The 17,100-nt window shown below is 70.2% G+C and carries 15 protein-coding genes; 10 read left to right on the top strand and 5 right to left on the bottom strand.

Going from position 1 to position 17,100, the window contains the following annotated elements; genetic code table 11:
* Positions 1 to 34: 34 nt before the first annotated feature.
* Together ACFU7D_RS04735 and ACFU7D_RS04730 are read right to left on the bottom strand one after the other, a co-directional pair.
* Positions 35 to 1,636: a DHA2 family efflux MFS transporter permease subunit gene (locus ACFU7D_RS04735; protein WP_378863979.1), complete on the bottom strand. Its 1,602-nt coding sequence runs from the start codon at positions 1,634 to 1,636 to the stop codon at positions 35 to 37.
* Between the two features lie 41 nt (positions 1,637 to 1,677).
* Entirely contained in the window at positions 1,678 to 2,406 is a 729-nt protein-coding gene (locus tag ACFU7D_RS04730; RefSeq protein WP_378863975.1) for a molybdopterin-dependent oxidoreductase, read from the bottom strand.
* A gap of 109 nt (positions 2,407 to 2,515) precedes the next feature.
* Here ACFU7D_RS04730 and ACFU7D_RS04725 point away from each other — a divergent pair, with 109 nt between their 5' ends.
* The 9 genes from ACFU7D_RS04725 to ACFU7D_RS04685 all read left to right on the top strand — a co-directional run bounded on the left by ACFU7D_RS04725 (position 2,516) and on the right by ACFU7D_RS04685 (position 14,583).
* A complete protein-coding gene (locus ACFU7D_RS04725) occupies positions 2,516 to 5,215 on the top strand; it encodes a DEAD/DEAH box helicase (protein WP_378863972.1) in 2,700 nt (899 codons plus the stop codon).
* Positions 5,212 to 5,877, top strand: a complete 666-nt coding sequence (locus ACFU7D_RS04720; RefSeq protein WP_378863969.1) for a hypothetical protein — start codon at positions 5,212 to 5,214, stop codon at positions 5,875 to 5,877. The genes ACFU7D_RS04725 and ACFU7D_RS04720 overlap by 4 nt, the downstream gene beginning before the upstream one ends.
* Before the next feature lie 34 nt (positions 5,878 to 5,911).
* A complete protein-coding gene (locus tag ACFU7D_RS04715) occupies positions 5,912 to 6,490 on the top strand; it encodes a TetR/AcrR family transcriptional regulator (protein ID WP_378863966.1) in 579 nt (192 codons plus the stop codon).
* 51 nt (positions 6,491 to 6,541) lie between these two features.
* The gene (locus ACFU7D_RS04710; RefSeq protein ID WP_378863963.1) at positions 6,542 to 8,068 is read left to right on the top strand and encodes a carboxyl transferase domain-containing protein; all 1,527 of its coding nucleotides are present in this window, start codon (positions 6,542 to 6,544) and stop codon (positions 8,066 to 8,068) included.
* A gap of 5 nt (positions 8,069 to 8,073) precedes the next feature.
* Positions 8,074 to 9,990, top strand: a complete 1,917-nt coding sequence (locus ACFU7D_RS04705; RefSeq protein WP_378863959.1) for an acetyl/propionyl/methylcrotonyl-CoA carboxylase subunit alpha — start codon at positions 8,074 to 8,076, stop codon at positions 9,988 to 9,990.
* Positions 9,991 to 10,101: 111 nt separating this feature from the next.
* Positions 10,102 to 11,040 (top strand): hydroxymethylglutaryl-CoA lyase, encoded by a 939-nt coding sequence (locus ACFU7D_RS04700; protein WP_378863957.1) that lies wholly within the window; start codon positions 10,102 to 10,104, stop codon positions 11,038 to 11,040.
* Between the two features lie 100 nt (positions 11,041 to 11,140).
* Positions 11,141 to 12,250 carry a hypothetical protein gene (locus tag ACFU7D_RS04695; protein ID WP_378863954.1) on the top strand — a complete coding sequence of 370 codons (1,110 nt, stop codon included), beginning with the start codon at positions 11,141 to 11,143 and terminating at the stop codon, positions 12,248 to 12,250.
* Positions 12,250 to 13,371 carry a hypothetical protein gene (locus ACFU7D_RS04690; protein ID WP_378863951.1) on the top strand — a complete coding sequence of 374 codons (1,122 nt, stop codon included), beginning with the start codon at positions 12,250 to 12,252 and terminating at the stop codon, positions 13,369 to 13,371. The genes ACFU7D_RS04695 and ACFU7D_RS04690 overlap by 1 nt, the downstream gene beginning before the upstream one ends.
* 12 nt (positions 13,372 to 13,383) lie before the next feature.
* Positions 13,384 to 14,583, top strand: coding sequence for a hypothetical protein (locus ACFU7D_RS04685; RefSeq protein WP_378863948.1), 1,200 nt, complete (start codon positions 13,384 to 13,386; stop codon positions 14,581 to 14,583).
* On the opposite strand, the gene ACFU7D_RS04680 is transcribed toward ACFU7D_RS04685, so the two are convergent.
* Both ACFU7D_RS04680 and ACFU7D_RS04675 read right to left on the bottom strand, forming a co-directional pair.
* Positions 14,580 to 15,182 carry an AAA family ATPase gene (locus tag ACFU7D_RS04680; RefSeq protein ID WP_378863945.1) on the bottom strand — a complete coding sequence of 201 codons (603 nt, stop codon included), beginning with the start codon at positions 15,180 to 15,182 and terminating at the stop codon, positions 14,580 to 14,582. The two genes, ACFU7D_RS04685 and ACFU7D_RS04680, sit on opposite strands and share 4 nt — an antisense overlap.
* Positions 15,183 to 15,272: 90 nt before the next feature.
* Positions 15,273 to 15,971 (bottom strand): EcsC family protein, encoded by a 699-nt coding sequence (locus ACFU7D_RS04675; protein WP_378863942.1) that lies wholly within the window; start codon positions 15,969 to 15,971, stop codon positions 15,273 to 15,275.
* A gap of 56 nt (positions 15,972 to 16,027) precedes the next feature.
* Here ACFU7D_RS04675 and aat point away from each other — a divergent pair, with 56 nt between their 5' ends.
* Positions 16,028 to 16,756, top strand: coding sequence for a leucyl/phenylalanyl-tRNA--protein transferase (aat, locus tag ACFU7D_RS04670; RefSeq protein WP_378863940.1), 729 nt, complete (start codon positions 16,028 to 16,030; stop codon positions 16,754 to 16,756).
* Between the two features lie 9 nt (positions 16,757 to 16,765).
* Here aat and ACFU7D_RS04665 read toward each other — a convergent pair whose 3' ends face one another.
* On the bottom strand, positions 16,766 to 17,092 hold the full coding sequence (locus ACFU7D_RS04665; RefSeq protein WP_091043669.1) for a rhodanese-like domain-containing protein: 327 nt from the start codon (positions 17,090 to 17,092) through the stop codon (positions 16,766 to 16,768).
* Positions 17,093 to 17,100 lie beyond the last annotated feature (8 nt).

The raw sequence follows: 17,100 nt of genomic DNA, 5'->3' as shown, positions 1-17,100 counted from the left end.
CAGGCCCGGCCCTGCGTACGCGCGCGTGAGCGGATCAGTGGAGGACCGTCGGAGCGGCGGCTCCGTGCTCGGCCTTGCTCTTCGGCAGGAACCACGCGGGGATGAGCGTGACCAGCACCAGGATCGCGGCGATCACGAAGGTGGTCGAGAACGCCTCGGCCATCTCGGCCGGGATGGCCTGGAAGAGCTCCGGCAGCTTGGCTGGGTCGAGACCCAGCGAAGCGGCGGCCTCGCCGACCTTCTGCTGGTTGGCCGGGTCGGTCATGAACTTCTCCAGGCCGTCGGAGGGGACCCCGAGCTTGTCGGCGAGGTCACCGGCCGCGGAGATCGAGTCCTTGCTGGACAGCGCGTTGGTGAGCAGCACCGAGAAGAGCGCGGTGCCGGCGGAGGCGGCGACCTGCTGGACGATGTTCACCAGGGTCGTACCTCGGGCGATGGTGTGCTCGCGCAGCGTCGCCTGGGCGGCGGCGAAGGTCGGCATCATCGTCGCGCCCATGCCGAGGCCCATGATGAACAGTGACAGGAGCAGGTACCAGTAGGGCGTGGCCTCGTCGAGCCGCGAGAACATGAACATGCCCACCGCGATCGTGGTGAGACCGCTGAGCACGATCTTGCCCGGCCCGGTGCGGTCGGCGAGCATGCCGGCGATCGGCATCGTGACCATCGCGCCCAGACCCTGCGGTGCCAGCAGCAGACCGGCGTGGAGGGCGTCCTCGCCGCGTACCTGCTGGTAGTAGAGCGGGAAGAGCAGCGAGGCACCGAAGAACGCCATCGCGAAGATCGACAGGGTGATCACCGCGACGGTGAGCTCCTTGTTGCCGAAGAGGCGTACGTCGATCAGCGGGTGGTCGTTGCGGGACGACAGCGCCCACGGGATGAACGCGGCGATCAGCACCAGGCCCGAGACCATGAAGGAGAGCACCTTGGTGTCCAGGACCGTGCCGGCCTCGGGGATGGAGGAGACGCCGTAGAGGAACAGTGCCAGACCCGGGGACAGCAGCACCATGCCGAGGAAGTCGAAGGACTGCGACGGCTCGACGTGGTCCTTGGGCAGCGCCCGCCAGGCGTAGACCAGGGCGATGACGCCGATCGGGATGTTGATCAGGAAGATCCAGTGCCACGAGGCCGAGTCGATCAGCGCGCCACCGATGATGGGGCCGAGGATCGGGCCGAGGAGCATGGGTACGCCCAGGATCGCCATCACGCGACCGACCCGCTCGGGGCCGGCGGCGCGGGTCAGGATCGTCATGCCGAGCGGCATCAGCATGCCGCCGCCGAGGCCCTGGAGGACGCGGAAGCCGACCAGCATCGGCAGCGTGGTGGCCAGCGCGCACAGCGCCGAGCCGAGCGCGAAGAGCACGATCGCGGTCATGTAGAGGCGTTTGGTGCCGAACCGGTCGGCGGCCCAACCGGTCAGCGGGATCACCGTCGCCAGGGCGAGGGTGTAGCCGGTCATCGTCCAGGCGACCTCGGCAGAGGTGGCGTCGAACTCGCGCTGGAAGGTCTCCAGTGCGACGGAGACGACGGTGATGTCGAGGATCGACATGATCGATCCGAGCACTACGACGCCTGCGACGATCAGCACGCTCTTGTCGAGGTGATCGTCCGGGGCCTTCTTGGCAGAAATGTCTGTCACGGGTTGACAGCCTACGTGTGGGTTGCTACGTCCCCTAGCCATTATTTTGCATTTGATTGGTGACCTGGCTCACCCGCGGCCCTACCGCGGCGAATGGCCGCGGCGAGCATGAAGGTCTTGATCGCGCGGTAGACCGGGCGGATCAGCCAGCCGGGCAGCGTGCCGTGGCGCTCCTCCTCCCAGACCCGCGCCCGCGGGTGTGACTGAAGCAAACGGTCCACCAGGGCCGGTGAGCCCGCCTGAGGCGGGCCGTCGAGCACATCGATGCGGCACACGTGCTTGATGTTCGCGTACCCGTACTGGGCCGGGTTGACCAGTCGCAGCGGGGCGCCGTGATCGCCGTCGAGCGGCCGGCCACCGAGCCGGTCGGCGAGCAGGACGTCGTCGGCCAGGAGATCTTCCAGCTGGGCCACGAAGCGTTCGCCGTCGAGGCCGCGGACCATCAGGTGCGTGACGGTCGTGCCCGGTGGGACGGCCGGTGCGACGTACCTCTGGTAGACGTCGGCGAAGGCGGCACCTTCCCAGTGGAGGCCGGTCACCGACCAGCCGGCGACGCAGTGGAAGTCGGCATCGAGCTCGCGACGATCGGCGCCGACGAGCTCGTCCACGGCGACCTCGACCGGCGTAGTGAGAGCTCCGCCGAAGACGACTGTCGGACGGGCGGGCACGGTCGGTGGGGGCTGGTCGACGCGTCTGCCGAAGCGTGGGAAGAAGTCGATCCGCCGCTGTCCGGGCGGGAGGGCGGTGCCTGGGTGCGTGGTCTCGGTCATGTCAGCCACCGTGGCAGCGACGGTCACGGTGCGCCTCAGCCTTCGGGGGCGGGTGTCTCATCCTCGAGGATGAGAAACCCTGTCGGTAGTGGCGGCTACGGTCGTGTCCATGTCCTTCGTACCCGTGACCGGCCGCGCGGTCTTCCGCCCGGCGCAGCCGCCGCGGGACTCGGCCGTGGAGTTCGTGGACTCGCGGCGGTCGGTGTCGTTGCCGATGCGCGCCGCGCTGCCGGTCCTGAAGAAGGCGTACGCAGCCTCCGACCTGCATCCCTCGGTCGCGCTGGTCGCGTCGGCAGCCCATCTCGGGCTCCGGTTCGTCGCCGCGGGGCAGCTGGAGCCCGCCGATGGTTCGTGGGCGGTCCGCTACACGCCGGAGGACGAGGAGCGGGTGCGGCTGCTGGCCTCCTCGCGCGCCTATGGCGACCTGGACGGTGAGGCGGCCGAGCTCCTGGTGCGCGAGGTCGTGGCGGCGGTCGCGGACGCGGTGCCGACCTCGGCGCCGAAGGCCTCCGGGTCGAGCGCGTTCCGGGAGTCGCTGCAGACCCGGTTGGCGCGCTACCGGACCGACGAGGGGCCGGTGACGGCCTCGTTGCCGTCGTTGGTACGGCTCTCGTTCCGGGTCGAGGCGCCGGAGGAGGACCTGCTCATCGGGTCGCTGACGTTGGTGCCGCAGGTGCACGACGAGGCCGATCCGCTGCACGTGGCCGATGCGGCGCGGCTGTGGGACGAGGCCGACAACCACGGATTCGGCCCGCGGGCGCGTACGCATGCGCAGGTCGCTCTCCGTGGCGCGGCGGAGGCGTGGCCGGTGCTCGACAAGATGCTCGACCTGCCGGTTCCCGAGTCGTTGACGCTGTCGAGCGACGAGGTCGTCGGGCTGCTCGAGGACGGGGTCGAATGGCTCAAGGAGCGCGGGGTCGACGTGCTCTGGCCGCGCTCGCTGTCCCGCGACCTGACGACGTCGGTGGCGGTGGACCGGGTTCCGTCCTCCTCGTCCGCCGCACGCGAGGACCTGATGCGGGAGTCCCCGCTCGGGGAGAAGGGTCTCTTCGCCTTCCAGTGGCAGCTGGCGCTGGGCGGCGAGCCGCTCGATGCTGCGGAGATGGACGCCCTGGCGGCGGCCGCGGGGCCGGTGCTCCGGCTGCGCGGGGCATGGGCGGTCGTCCATCCATCGGTGCTCCGACGTGCGCGCAAGCGGCTGCTCAAGCGGATCAGCGGTGGGGAGGCGCTGGCCGTCGCGCTGACCGGTCAGGTGCCGACGGAGGTCGCCGAGGCCGCGCCGGGCGAGAAGGTGATCATCGGGGCCTCGATCGGGCGGCTCCGTGATCAGGTGATCGCGGCGACCTCCGGGGCCGCCGTCGAGGTGCCCGTTGAGCTGCAGGCGACGTTGCGGGGCTATCAGGTCGAGGGACTGACCTGGCTGGCCGGGATCACGTCGCTCGGGCTCGGTGGCTGCCTGGCCGACGACATGGGGCTCGGGAAGACCCTGATGACGATCGCGCTCCATCTCCATCGCCAGAAGGAGCACCCCGGGCCGGCCCTGGTGGTCTGCCCGGCGAGCCTGCTGGGCAACTGGGAGGCCGAGCTCGCCCGGTTCGCGCCCGACGTGGAGGTGCGCCGCCACCATGGCTCCGAGCGCGACCTCGACGGTGCGAGCGGCGTGGTGCTGACGACGTACGGGACGATGCGCCGCGACACCGAGCTGCTCACGGCGGTGCCCTGGGGGCTCGTCGTCGCCGACGAGGCGCAGCACGTGAAGAATGCCGCGTCCGCGACCGCGAGGGCGCTCCGCGAGATCCCATCGCACGCCCGGGTGGCCCTGACCGGCACCCCGGTGGAGAACAACCTGACCGAGCTGTGGGCACTGCTGGACTGGTGCGTGCCGGGTCTGTTGGGCAGCCGCCTTGCCTTCCGCCGCGCCTGGGCGAGCCAGATCGAGGCCGGTGCGGATGTCGGGAAGGCGAAGGAGTTCGCGGCGCTGGTCGGCCCGTTCCTGCTGCGCCGCCGCAAGTCGGACCCCGGGGTCGCTCCTGAGCTCCCGCCCAAGACCGAGACCGACCATCTGCTGTCCCTGACCCGGGAGCAGACCGTGTTGTACGAGGCGTATGTCCGAAACGCTATGGAGAGGATCGAGCGGCTCGACGCCGACGACCCGCAACGTCGAGGGCTGGTTCTGAGCCTGCTCACCGCGCTCAAGCAGATCTGCAACCACCCGGCGCAGTTCTTGAAGCAGGAGGGCGGCCGGATCACCGGGCGGTCGCAGAAGATCGACATCCTCGACGAGCTGGTCTCGACCGTGCTCGCCGAGTCGGGGGCGGTGCTGGTCTTCACGCAGTACGTCGCGATGGCCCGTCTCCTCGAGGCCCACTGGGCCGCCTCCGGTGTCGCCCACCAGTTCCTGCACGGCGGCACCCCGGTCCCGGAGCGCTCACGCATGGTCGAGCGCTTCCAGGGCGGTGAGGTGCCGGTCTTCCTGCTCTCGCTCAAGGCCGGCGGGGTCGGGCTCAACCTCACCCGCGCCGACCACGTGATCCACATCGACCGGTGGTGGAACCCGGCGGTCGAGGACCAGGCGACCGACCGGGCCCACCGCATCGGCCAGACGCGTACGGTCCAGGTGCATCGGCTCATCACCCAAGGCACCGTCGAGGAGCGCGTCGCGGAGCTGCTGCAGCGCAAGCGGGTCCTCGCGGACGCGGTCCTCGGAGGCGGCGAGGCGGCCTTCACCGAGCTGTCCAACGCCGAGCTTCGCGAGCTGGTGAAGCTCGGCCCCCAGAAGCGCCGAAAACGTCGCCGGATCGCCTCATGAGGAAGGCGCTGACCTTCGCCCGCGAGCCGCATCGGCGTGGGATGGTGCGGGTCGAGTCGTGGTGGGGTCGCGCGTTCCTGCGGGCGATCGAGGAGCTGGCGTACGACGACAACCAGCTCTCCGGAGCACGCTCGCTCGCCCGCTCGGGGCGGATCGGAGGGCTCGTCGTCGAGGCCGGAAGGTTCGCGGCCGCGGTCGATGACGAGCGCGGGCTGTGGACGGTGACCGGCACGGTTCCGGTGCTCGACGCAGACTCCGTCGCCGCCCTCTCGGAGGTCCTCGGTGCCTCCGCCGCGAGGGCCGAGGCGCTCCTGGTCGGCGAGCTGCCGCTGGATGTGGCCGAGCATGCCGAGGAGGCCGGGGTCGAGCTGGTTCCCTACGGCGACGAGCTCGTGGTGACCTGCACGTGCGGGCACTGGCATGCGGTGTGCGGCCACTCGCTCGCGGTGCTCCACCAGCTCTGCTGGACGGTCGACCGCGATGCCTCCGTCCTGCTCCACCTACGTGGCGCGGAGCGTGAGCAACTGCTGGGGCGGCTGCGGAGCGACCTGCCTCAGCAGCCGGACGAAGGGCAGACCGGGGAGGCGGCCCGCGACCAGGTCGACGACGTCGAGATCGCGCTCGACGCGGTGCTCCGAGCACGCCATCTGCTCGAGGAGTGAGATGCCTCTGGACCGCACGCGATAACCTCATGGAATGACCTCGGCCCCGACGAAGACCAGGCGCGAGCAGATCCTGGACACCGCGGCCGAGCTCTTCGCGGCCCGCGGCTTCCACGGTGTCTCCGTCTCCGAGCTCGGCGCTGCCTGCGGGATCTCCGGCCCGGCGCTCTACAAGCACTTCCCGAGCAAGGACGCGATGCTCGCCGAGATGCTCGTCTCGATCTCCCAGGAGCTGCTTCGCGAAGGACGCGCCCGGGTGAAGGGCGCGTCGAGCACCGCCGACGCCATCGAGGCGCTGATCGACTGGCACGTCGACTTCGCGCTGCGCGACCGGGCCCTGATCGTCGTCCAGGAGCGCGACTGGCAGTCGCTCCCGCACGAGGCGCGTGAGCAGGTGCGCACGCTGCAGCGGAAGTACGTCGACCTCTGGGCCGACCAGCTCCGCGACCGCAACCCGGCGCTGACCCCCGACACCGCCCGGGCCATGGCCCACGGCGTCTTCGGACTGATCAACTCCACGCCTCACAACCGGGTTCTTCCCGAGGAACCCACTCGCGCGGTGCTCACCAAGATGGCCCGAGCCGCCCTCGCGGAGCAGCGCCCGACAGGTTGACTTCGGTGTGGGGCTTGTCACCCGAGGTTAATGAACGTTAACCTCGACCTCATGGCGGCAAACCTGCGGGAGCTCACCGACGAGCTGCGAGAGCGGCTCGAGCGCGTACGGCAAGGTGGGAGCGAACGCTCCCGACAACGGCACACCGATCGCGGGAAGCTGCTCCCGCGCGACCGGGTGGACGGGCTCCTCGACCCCGGGTCACCGTTCCTGGAGGTGGCTCCGCTGGCGGCGTACGGGATGTACGACGACGGTGACGCGTGGGCGGTGCCGTCCGCGGGGGTGATCGCCGGGATCGGGCTCGTCGCCGGCCGCAAGTGCATGGTCGTCGCGAACGACGCGACCGTGAAGGGCGGCACCTACTACCCGCTGACCGTCAAGAAGCACCTGCGGGCGCAGACGATCGCGGCGGAGAACAATCTGCCGTGCATCTATCTGGTCGACTCCGGTGGCGCGTTCCTGCCGAAGCAGGACGAGGTCTTCCCCGACCGCGAGCACTTCGGGCGGATCTTCTTCAACCAGGCCAACATGTCCGCGAAGGGCATTCCGCAGATCGCCTCGGTGATGGGTTCGTGCACCGCCGGTGGCGCCTATGTGCCGGCGATGAGCGACGAGACCGTGATCGTGCGCGACCAGGGCACGATCTTCCTCGGCGGGCCGCCGCTGGTGAAGGCGGCCACGGGTGAGGAGGTCACCGCGGAGGAGCTCGGCGGTGGGCTCGTCCACGCGTCGAAGTCGGGCGTCGTCGACCACCTGGCCGACGACGACAAGCACGCGCTCGAGATCGTCCGCGGGATCGTCTCGACCCTGCCGGAGCAGGAGACGCGGACGACGACGTACGACGAGCCGGTCGAGCCTCCCGAGACGCTCGCCGACGTGGTGCCCGCCGACACGAGAACCCCCTATGACGTACGCGAGGTGATCCGCCGCATCGTCGACGGCTCCCGCTTCCAGGAGTTCAAGCAGCTCTACGGCGAGACGCTGGTCTGCGGGTTCGCCCACATCGAGGGGCAGCCGGTCGGGATCGTCGCCAACAACGGCATCCTCTTCTCCGAGTCGGCGCTCAAGGGCGCTCACTTCGTCGAGCTGTGCAACCAGCGCGGCATCCCGCTGGTGTTCCTGCAGAACATCACCGGGTTCATGGTCGGCAAGGAGTACGAGAACAAGGGCATCGCCCGCGACGGCGCCAAGCTCGTCACCGCGGTCGCCTGCTCGGTGGTCCCGAAGTTCACCATCGTCATCGGCGGGTCCTACGGCGCCGGCAACTACGGCATGTGCGGGCGTGCGTACGACCCGAGATTCCTGTGGATGTGGCCCAACGCGCGGATCTCGGTCATGGGCGGCGAGCAGGCCGCATCGGTGCTCGCGACGGTCGCGGGCAAGCCGGACGACGAGGAGTTCAAGGCGCCGATCCGGGACCAGTACGAGACCCAGGGCTCGCCCTACTACGCCACCGCGCGTCTGTGGGACGACGGGATCATCGACCCCGCCGACACCCGACGGGTGCTGGCGATGGGGCTCGCGGTGGCGGCGAACGCGCCGACGCCCGAGCCCCGCTACGGAATCTTCAGGATGTGACTGGGATGTTTGAGTCTGGGATGTTCGAGACCCCGATCTTCGAAAGCGTGCTGGTCGCCAACCGCGGCGAGATCGCGCGACGCGTCTTCCGCACCTGTCGTGAGCTGGGGATCAGGACGGTCGCGATCTACACCGCGCTCGACGCGGATGCGCCCCACGTACGCGACGCCGACGAGGCCGTCGAGGTCGCGTCCTACCTCGACGCCGACGCGGTGGTCGCGGCCGCCGCCGAGGCGGGTGCCGAGGCCGTCCACCCCGGCTACGGGTTCCTCTCCGAGCGGGCGGAGTTCGCGCGAGCGGTGGCGAAGGCGGGGCTGACCTGGGTCGGCCCGACGCCCGAGGTGATCGAGCAGATGGGCCGCAAGGACGCGGCCCGGGAGATCGCGGTCGCCGCCGGCGTACCCGTGGTGCCGCGGGGCGAGGACAGCCCCTACCCGTTGCTGGTGAAGGCCGCGGCGGGCGGCGGCGGCAAGGGCATGCGGATCGTCCGCTCGCCGGAGGAGCTCGACGAGGCCCGCGCGGCCGCCGCCCGCGAGGCGCTGAGCGCGTTCGGCGACGAGACCCTCCTGATCGAGAAGTACGTCGAGCGTGGCCGCCACATCGAGGTGCAGGTCTTCGGCGACACCCACGGCAACGTCATCCACCTCTTCGAGCGCGACTGCTCGGTCCAGCGCCGCCACCAGAAGGTGATCGAGGAGGCGCCCGCGCCGACGCTCACCGACGAGCAGCGAGACCTGGTCCTGACCAGCGCCGTCGCGCTCGCTCGCCAGGTCGACTACACCGGCGCCGGGACGGTCGAGTTCCTCCTCGACGAGGCGTCCGGCGAGGCCTACTTCCTGGAGATGAACACCCGTCTCCAGGTCGAGCACCCGGTCACCGAGGAGGCGGTCCGCATCGACGGTGCCGCCGCCGATCTCGTCGCTCTCCAGCTCCGGGTCGCCGCCGGTGAGCCGCTGGGCATCGCCCAGGACGACGTACGCATCGACGGCCACGCCATCGAGGTCCGGGTCTACGCGGAGGACGCCTTCGAGGGCTTCCTTCCCCAGGCCGGCCGGACGAGCATCGTGCGCTGGCCCGAGAGCGCTCGCGTCGAGCATGCCTTGGAGAGCGAGCAGGTGGTGAGCACCGCCTACGACCCGATGCTCGCCAAGGTCATCGTCCGCGGCGCCGACCGCGAGGAGGCCCGGGCCGCGATGGTCAAGGCGCTCGATGCGACCGCCGTCCTCGGACTGACCACCAACACCGGCTTCCTGCGCGTGCTGGCCGCCTCGGACGCCTTCCGCGAAGCGGAGATCGACACCGCCTGGCTCGACCGCAACGAGGTCGCCGCGCCTGATCCCGAGGTTCCGCGGACCCTCGTCGCCTGGGTCAGCGCGATGCTGTCGGCGTCGTCGGACACCACGACGCCGTTCCGTGCCGACGGCTGGCGGCTCGCCGGATCACCGGCGCCGACCGTCGTCGACCTCGACCGCAGCGTCACCGTCGACCGCCCCTCCGGCCGCGTCGCCAGCGATGTCGCCAGTCACCTCGTCCGGCAGCTCAGCGCGGCCGACCACGTCCTCGTGGCCGTCGTCGACGGCGTACGTCACCGGGCAGTGATCAACGTCCAGCCCGGCCTCGCCGAGATCGTCCACCAAGGACACCGCTTCGACTTCTCCCCTCCCGACCGCGTCGCCGGCGCCGCCGCCCACCACAGCGACGGTGCCGTCGAGGCCAAGATGCCCGGCACTGTCATCGACGTACGCGTCCAGGTCGGTGACCAGGTCGAGGAGGGCCAGGTCCTCGGCGTCATGGAGGCGATGAAGATGGAGGTCTCCCTCAAGGCCCCGTTCGCCGGCACCGTGACCGTGGTCGGTGCGTCAGCGGGATCCCAGGTCCCCCTCGGCTCCGAGTTGTTCGTCGTGGAGCCGACCGATGCCTGACCGCGATCCGTGTAACACGTCGTTCGTAGGTCTTTCCGGTCGTTCTCATAGGGCGAGTAGTCCTACGAACAGCGTGTTACACATGGAACGAACCGAGCAGGAGCCAACTCCATGAACGATCTTCCCGCAGTCGTACGCCACGACGACCTGCCCAGCAGGATCACGATCTACGAGGTCGGTGCGCGTGACGGCCTGCAGAACGAGCAGACGGCGATCGACACCGGCGTCAAGGCGGACCTGATCACCAGGTTGCTCGACGCCGGGCTGAGCCCGGTGGAGGCGACGAGCTTCGTGCACCCGAAGTGGGTGCCGCAGCTGGCCGACGCGAAGCAGCTCATGGAGGAGCTGGTCGACCGTCTCGGTGACAGGGCGCGCGAGCTCCCCGTGCTCGTTCCCAACGAGAAGGGTCTCGACCGTGCCCTCGAGCTGGGGCTGCGGCACATCGCGATCTTCGGCAGTGCGACGGAGACGTTCGCCAACAAGAACCTCAACCAGACCTTCGACGGTCAGTGGGCGATGTTCGAGCCGACGATGGAGCGGGCGAAGGCGGCCGGGATGACGGTCCGCGGTTACCTCAGCATGTGCTTCGGAGACCCCTGGGAGGGGCAGGTCGAGATCGCGAAGGTGGTCGAGGCGGGCAAGCGGCTCCTGGATCTCGGTGCCGACGAGCTCAGCCTCGGGGACACGATCGGCGTCGCGACGGCCGGTCACGTGAAGGCCCTGATCGGAGCGTTCGAGGAAGAAGGCGTCACGACCGACCGGCTCGCGCTGCACTTCCACGACACCTACGGTCAGGCCCTGGCCAACACCCTCGCCGGGCTCCAGTCCGGCGTGACCACCTACGACGCCAGCGCCGGCGGTCTGGGCGGTTGTCCGTACGCCAAGAGCGCGACCGGCAACCTGGCCACCGAGGACCTGCTCTGGATGCTCGACGGCCTGGGGATCGAGCACGGTGTCGATCTCGGCAAGGTCGCTGACACGAGTCGTTGGCTCGCCGACCACCTCGGCAGGCCGAGCCCCTCGGCCGTCGTACGTGCCTTGCGCTCCTAGCTGGAGACACGCCCTAGACTGCACTCAAGAGTGACGGCCGGGTGACAAAAGACGGACCGCCGCGACAATCTCTACTAACTTGGTGCAGAATAGCGGGATCATGGCGCGCAAAGTCTTCCTCCACGTCGGCGCTCCGAAGACGGGCACGACGTACCTCCAGGACAGGTTGTTCCACAACCGGGTGTCCCTGGAGAACCATGGCGTCTTCTATCCGGTCGGCGGCCAGCCCGACTTCTTCCGGCCTGCGCTCGACCTGATCGACCGCCCGTGGGGCGGGATGAGGAAGACCGTCCACGGCGAGTGGGACACGCTCGTCAAGCGGGTGCGCCGCCACGAGTCCGAGACGATCCTGATCAGCCACCACCTCTTCGCCGGCGCCCGGCCCGACCGGGTCGAGAAGGCGATGACCGACCTCGGTGAGGGCGGGCGCACCGAGGTGCACATCGTCTACACCGCCCGCGACATCGCGCGCGTGCTGGCCGCGGAGTGGCAGGACCAGGTGCAGCGCGAGCGCAAGGTCACCTTCGCGCGCTACCTCGAGCGGATGCAGACCGCGAAGCAGTCCCGCTCGGCCGCCTGGTTCTGGCGTACGCACGGCCTGCCCGACGTGCTCAGCCGGTGGGGTCGCAACCTGCCGCCGGAGCGCGTCCACCTCGTCACCGTGCCGCACGACGGGGCGCCGAGCGAGGTGCTCTGGCGCCGGTTCTGCGAGGTCGTCGGGATCGAGGAGTCCTGGACCCCGATCGACAGCGACCGTCACAACCAGTCGCTCGGCCGGGCCGAGGCGACGCTGCTGCGCCGGCTCAACGCGCGGCTCGAGGCGGAGGAGCTCCCCCGCGAGGACTACCGCCACTTCGTCACCGACGTGATCGCCAAGCGCACCCTCGCCCACCGCGACGGCCGCGAGCGGGTCACCCTGCCGCCATACGCCTTCGACTGGGCCGACCAGGTCGCCGAGTCCTGGATCGAGTGGGCCGAGCTGGCCAAGGTCGACATCGCCGGCGAGCTCGACGACCTCCACCCGCAGCGTCCCGGTGCCGACGTCGAGTGGATCGATCCGGACGCGCCGCGCACCAAGGACGTCGCCGACGCGGCGATCGACGCCCTGGTCGCGGTCGTCGTCGAGGCCGCACGCACCGACCCGCCCCAGCGCCCGGTCGCCTCCCGCGCCGCCGGCCTCATGCGGCGGGTCAAGGGGCGACGCTCCTGATGCCAGCTGCACCCACCAGGGGTTGGGGTTGGGCCGCGCACCTGCGCGAGGGCGGTACGACTCCTTGGACATCCTGGTCCGAGACCGCCACGCCCTTCACGACCGACCACCTGCCGGGTGCCGAGTTGCTCGAGCTGCTGCGGCGGCTCAACGAGACCGGCCCGTCGGAACCGCACCGGGTCGACGCGCTGCTGAGCACCAGCCCGCCCGGCCGCGGCCGCCGTGACCTGCCGCTGCTCGGGGACACCGGGACGAGGACGTACGGCCCGCTGCCGGTCGATCCGGCGACGCTGTCGGCGCGCGAGCTGCTGAGAGCGGCGAGCGTGCTGCTCGCCGAGGACCTGCTCGCCACCGTGGAGACCGCGCCCCGTCCGCGCTCGCGACGGTGGCCGCGCCGACCCAGGAAGTCGGAGCCCGACCAGCAGAAGCTCCCCTATCGCCTGGTCGGTTCGCCGTGGCTCACGCTGCCCATCCGCGAGGAGCTGGAGCGGCGGGGAAGGCTGCCCGGCGGGGATGGCTACACCGTCTACGTCCTCGGCGGCCCGTTGGACGAGGTCGCCGCCGGTGCCTGGAGGTTCCGCACCTTCACCAACCGGGTCAACCCCTGGCACATCTGGATCCGTGACGCACAGTGGCGCGGTTGGCTCGGTCCCCGTGCCGACCTGCCCAGGATCGCCCGCTGGTGGGCCGCACGGGTCGGGAAGGACCGCGTCGAGATCGTCACCGATCCCGCCCTGCTGCCCGGCCTGCTCGGTGTGGACAGCCTGCCCGGCCCCTGGCCGATCTCGGCCGAGGGCAACGAGGTCGCTCGCGTGATCGGGCAGGTTCTCAGCGTACGAACCGATCTCGAGACCCAGCGGAAGCTGCTGATGGGCCAGCTGCGACCACGCTTGGAGAAGCTCGAGACGCTCGTTCCGGACGCCCGAGAGATCGGCGTGCCTTCGCAAAGTTTGGAATGGGTCGAAACACAGGCGCGGGCCCAACGTGATGCATTGGTGGAAGCCGGATACGCTCTCCACGGAGACCCTGACCGGCTGCTCCCCTCGGGGGTGGCGACGCAGGGTCCCGACGAGCGCCGGGCGCTGGCGCTCGCGTTGTCATTGCTGGCGGGGCGTTCCTAGAGGAGTAGAACGTTGGAGACTGGGCGGCGCGTGCTGCTTCATGTCGGCACCCCGAAGACGGGCACGTCCTATCTTCAAGACGTCCTCTTCCACAACCGGGAGTCCCTGGCCGGGCAGGGAGTCCATTACTTCGCCGATCGCTTCGACGCCCACTTCCTTGCGGCCCTCGACCTGATGGACCTGCCCTGGGGCGGCATCGAGGAGGAGGCGACCGGCGCCTGGGACACGCTCGCGGAGCAGGTGCGCTCCGTCGAGAACGGCACCGTGATCATCTCCCACGAGATCCTGGCGAGCGCGTCCTGGCAGCAGGCCAAGCACGCGCTGGACTCGCTGGGCGGCGACTCCGAGATCCACATCATGCTCTCCGCGCGCGACCTGGCCAGGCAGATCCCGGCCGAGTGGCAGGAGAACGTCAAGCACCGCTCGGTCGTGACCTACGCCGAGTTCCTCGAGGAGATCCGTGACCCGGCCCGCGAGGGGCGGATCGGATCGTGGTTCTGGGGCGTCCAGGAGCTGCCCGACATCCTCGACAGGTGGACCCAGGGCATCGCGCCCGAGCGCGTCCACCTGATCACCGTCCCGCCGCCGGGGTCGTCCTCGTCGCTGCTGTGGGAGCGATTCTCCACGGCCTTCGGCCTCGACGACCTGACCATCGACTTCGACGGGATCGACCGCGGCAACCCGTCCCTCGGCGTACCCGAGGCGGCGCTGCTCCGCGAGGTCAACCTGGCGGTCGTGCCGGTGCTCGAGCCGGCCGACTACCGGCCTTTCGTGCGCGAGTTCCTGGCCCACCGCACGCTGGCCAAGCGCCGCGACTCCGCGCGCCTGGCGCTCTCCCCCTCGATCCTGCCGTGGGTCGAGTCGCTCTCCGAGAGTTGGGTCAAGGCGCTGTCGGGACGTGGCTACGACGTGGTCGGTGGGTTGGAGGAGCTGCTGGTGCCGGCCGACCTGGCGGACAAGCCGTTCATCGACCCGGACACCATCTCCTCGCGCGAGGTGCTCGACGCCGGCGTCGCCACCATCGACGCGCTGCTCCAGGAGGCCATCCGGCTGCGCAAGTCCGAGGCGCGGCTCGAGGACGAGGTCGGTGAGCTGCGCGCCGAGCTGGAGCACACCCGGTCGCTGGTGCCGAAGCAGCGTGCCCGCGAAGGTCTCGAGCGTCGCTGGTGGGGCCGCGCGGTCCTGAAGCTCTACCGCCTCGTTCGGCGCTAGAGGATCGCCTCGAGCCGTCCCGCCGCGCGGGCACGGTCGATGACGTGGACCCGGTCCCAGGAACCGTCGGCGTCACCGAAGGTCGCCGCCGTCAGGAGCCGCGGCTGGTCGTCGGTCCAGCGGTGCCAGTGACGCTCGAAGGACTCCGTGCGGACCATCCGTCCGCGCTCGTGCTGGCCGTCGAGCGCCGCGACGCGCGGCACGTCGATCATGACCAGCGACGTACGCCAGCCGCGGGCGCGGGCGATCCGCCCGAGCAGCTCGCGCCGACCGGGCCGGGTGGCCGGGTCGTGGACGAGGAGGGTGTGGCCACCGGCGGTGGGGCCGAGCAGGACCAGGACCAGGGTCGCGATCGCGTGCCACAGATGCACCAGCGGCCGGTAGAGGCGGTAGGGCACCTCCGGCAGCCGTGCCGCGAGCCAGCGCCCCGGGGACTCCGGGTCGAGAGTGCGTACGTCAGGACGCCGGTCGGCCACGTCGCGGATCAGCGTGCTCTTACCGGCGCCGGGTACGCCGCCAAGGAGAAGCAGGTGAGGTCTCACCTCGACCCCGGCAACGCGGGCTGGGCTGATCGGGGCGCACGTCGTGTCGACGGTCATCTGCTGCTCCTCCCAAGCGGACACCAACAGTGTGGAGTTCCGTGCTCAGAGGAACGTAGGACGGACCTGTGAAGTTCCTGTGAGCCGGGCTCAGGGGAGCTCGGGGTGGCGCGGCAGCAGCTCACGCGAGGCGTAGCGACCGATCTGGTAGGTCATCCACCCATCGGCCCCACCACCGACGACACCGCCGACCAGCGGAATCCGCTTGGCGGCCATGGAGATCATGCCCCTGCCGGTGACCCGGCTGAGCAGCTCCTGGGCCACTTCCGAGGCGACGATGGCGTCGATCGTGCGGTCGTAGGTCGGCGCGGTCGCGATGGCCATCGGCGGAGCGGGGATCTTCTTCGCCTTGATCTGCTTGCCGACCTTCTCCTCGCTCAGGAGGGTGAGCAGGATGCCGTTGCGCACCCGAGGATCGGTCAGGTCGTAGCCGCGGAGATGCGCGATCACGGCCACCATGCGGCACTGGATGATGGCCATCCCGGTGATGTTGGCCGGGAGCGTGATCGCCTGGGTGACCACACCGCCGATGTTGGTCGCGAAGCCACCGACACCAGCCAGCCGCACGTGGTTGTCGATGACCTGCTTCACCGCGAGCTCGACGTCGTTGCCGTGCTCCTTGAGGTGCTTCTCGGCGGCCGCGGCGGCTGCTGGGAGCGGTCCGACCCCGACGATCGCGTGGTGCAGCGCCTGCCGGACCACGGTGGTGGTCACGCCAGGAGCGGACTGGATGACCTTGGGCGCGAGCCGGCCGGCCGCACTGGTGAGCACTGCCTTGGGACCGATCATGAGGCAAATCCTAAGTGTGTGGTGGTTGGCGCCGCACGGGGCGATAACGTTTCGTCGTGGCGAATCTTCGGGGACCGATCGAACCCGAGCCCTCGCCGTGGGCCTTTGCCGACCTCCGGGAACCGGGTGCGGGCCATGGCGGGGCTGAGCTGGACGATCTGGTGGGCATGGGTGCGGACGTCGCGCCCGGGACACTCTTGGCTGCGTACCGGCACGGGATCTTCCCGATGCCTGGGGAGTCCCTGCGCGATCCGATGATGTGGTTCTCGCCGGTCCGGCGCGGCGTACTTCCGCTGGACGGGCTCGTCGTCTCGCGGTCGTTGCGCAGGTCGGTGCGGGACTTCGAGATCAGGATCGATACCAGCTTCGACGAGGTGATGGCCTCGTGCGCCGACCCGCGCCGGCCCCACGGCTGGATCGACAAGCGGATCCGCCGGGCGTACGGGAACCTGCACGAGCTGGGCTGGGCACACTCGGTCGAGGCCTGGCAGGACGACCGCCTGGTCGGTGGGCTCTACGGGGTCGCCATCGGCGGTCTCTTCGCCGGTGAGTCGATGTTCCACCGGGTCCGCGACGCGTCCAAGGTCGCCCTCGTCGGGCTGGTCTCGGCGCTGCGCGAGGCGGGCTCGAGTGACCAGCGGATCCTGGACGTGCAGTGGCGCACCGATCATCTCGGTTCGCTGGGTGTCGTCGAGGTCGGTCGCAACGACTACCTCGATCGCCTGGAGAAGGCGCTCAGGCTGCCGCTCCCGGAGGCGTTCGGCGGACCGCCGGCCCGGTCTTAGGGGGTAGTCCTAGAGGACGTACGCCTCAGCGCCGGTCTCGCTGACCATCGGCCGTCCGGCGGCGGCCCAGTCGAGCATCCCGCCGGCCAGGTTGACGACCTCGAAGCCCTGCTGGGCGAGGTAGTTGACCGCCTGGGCGCTGCGTCCGCCGACCTTGCAGACCACCAGGGTCTGGCCCTCGGGAAGGTCGCCGAGACGCGCCGGAAGCTCCTGGAGGGGGATGTGCGTCGCGCCCTCGATGTGGCCTGCGGCCCACTCGTCGTCCTCGCGGACGTCCAGGACGGCCACGGGCAGGGGATCGGGCACGCCGGCGATCTCGACGGTGGGGATGGTCACCGGTCAAG

Source organism: Nocardioides sp. NPDC057577, from assembly GCF_042801335.1.
GTDB lineage: Bacteria > Actinomycetota > Actinomycetes > Propionibacteriales > Nocardioidaceae > Nocardioides.
Note: the sequence above shows the minus strand (reverse complement) of the source record. Positions and strands in the feature narration are given on the sequence as shown.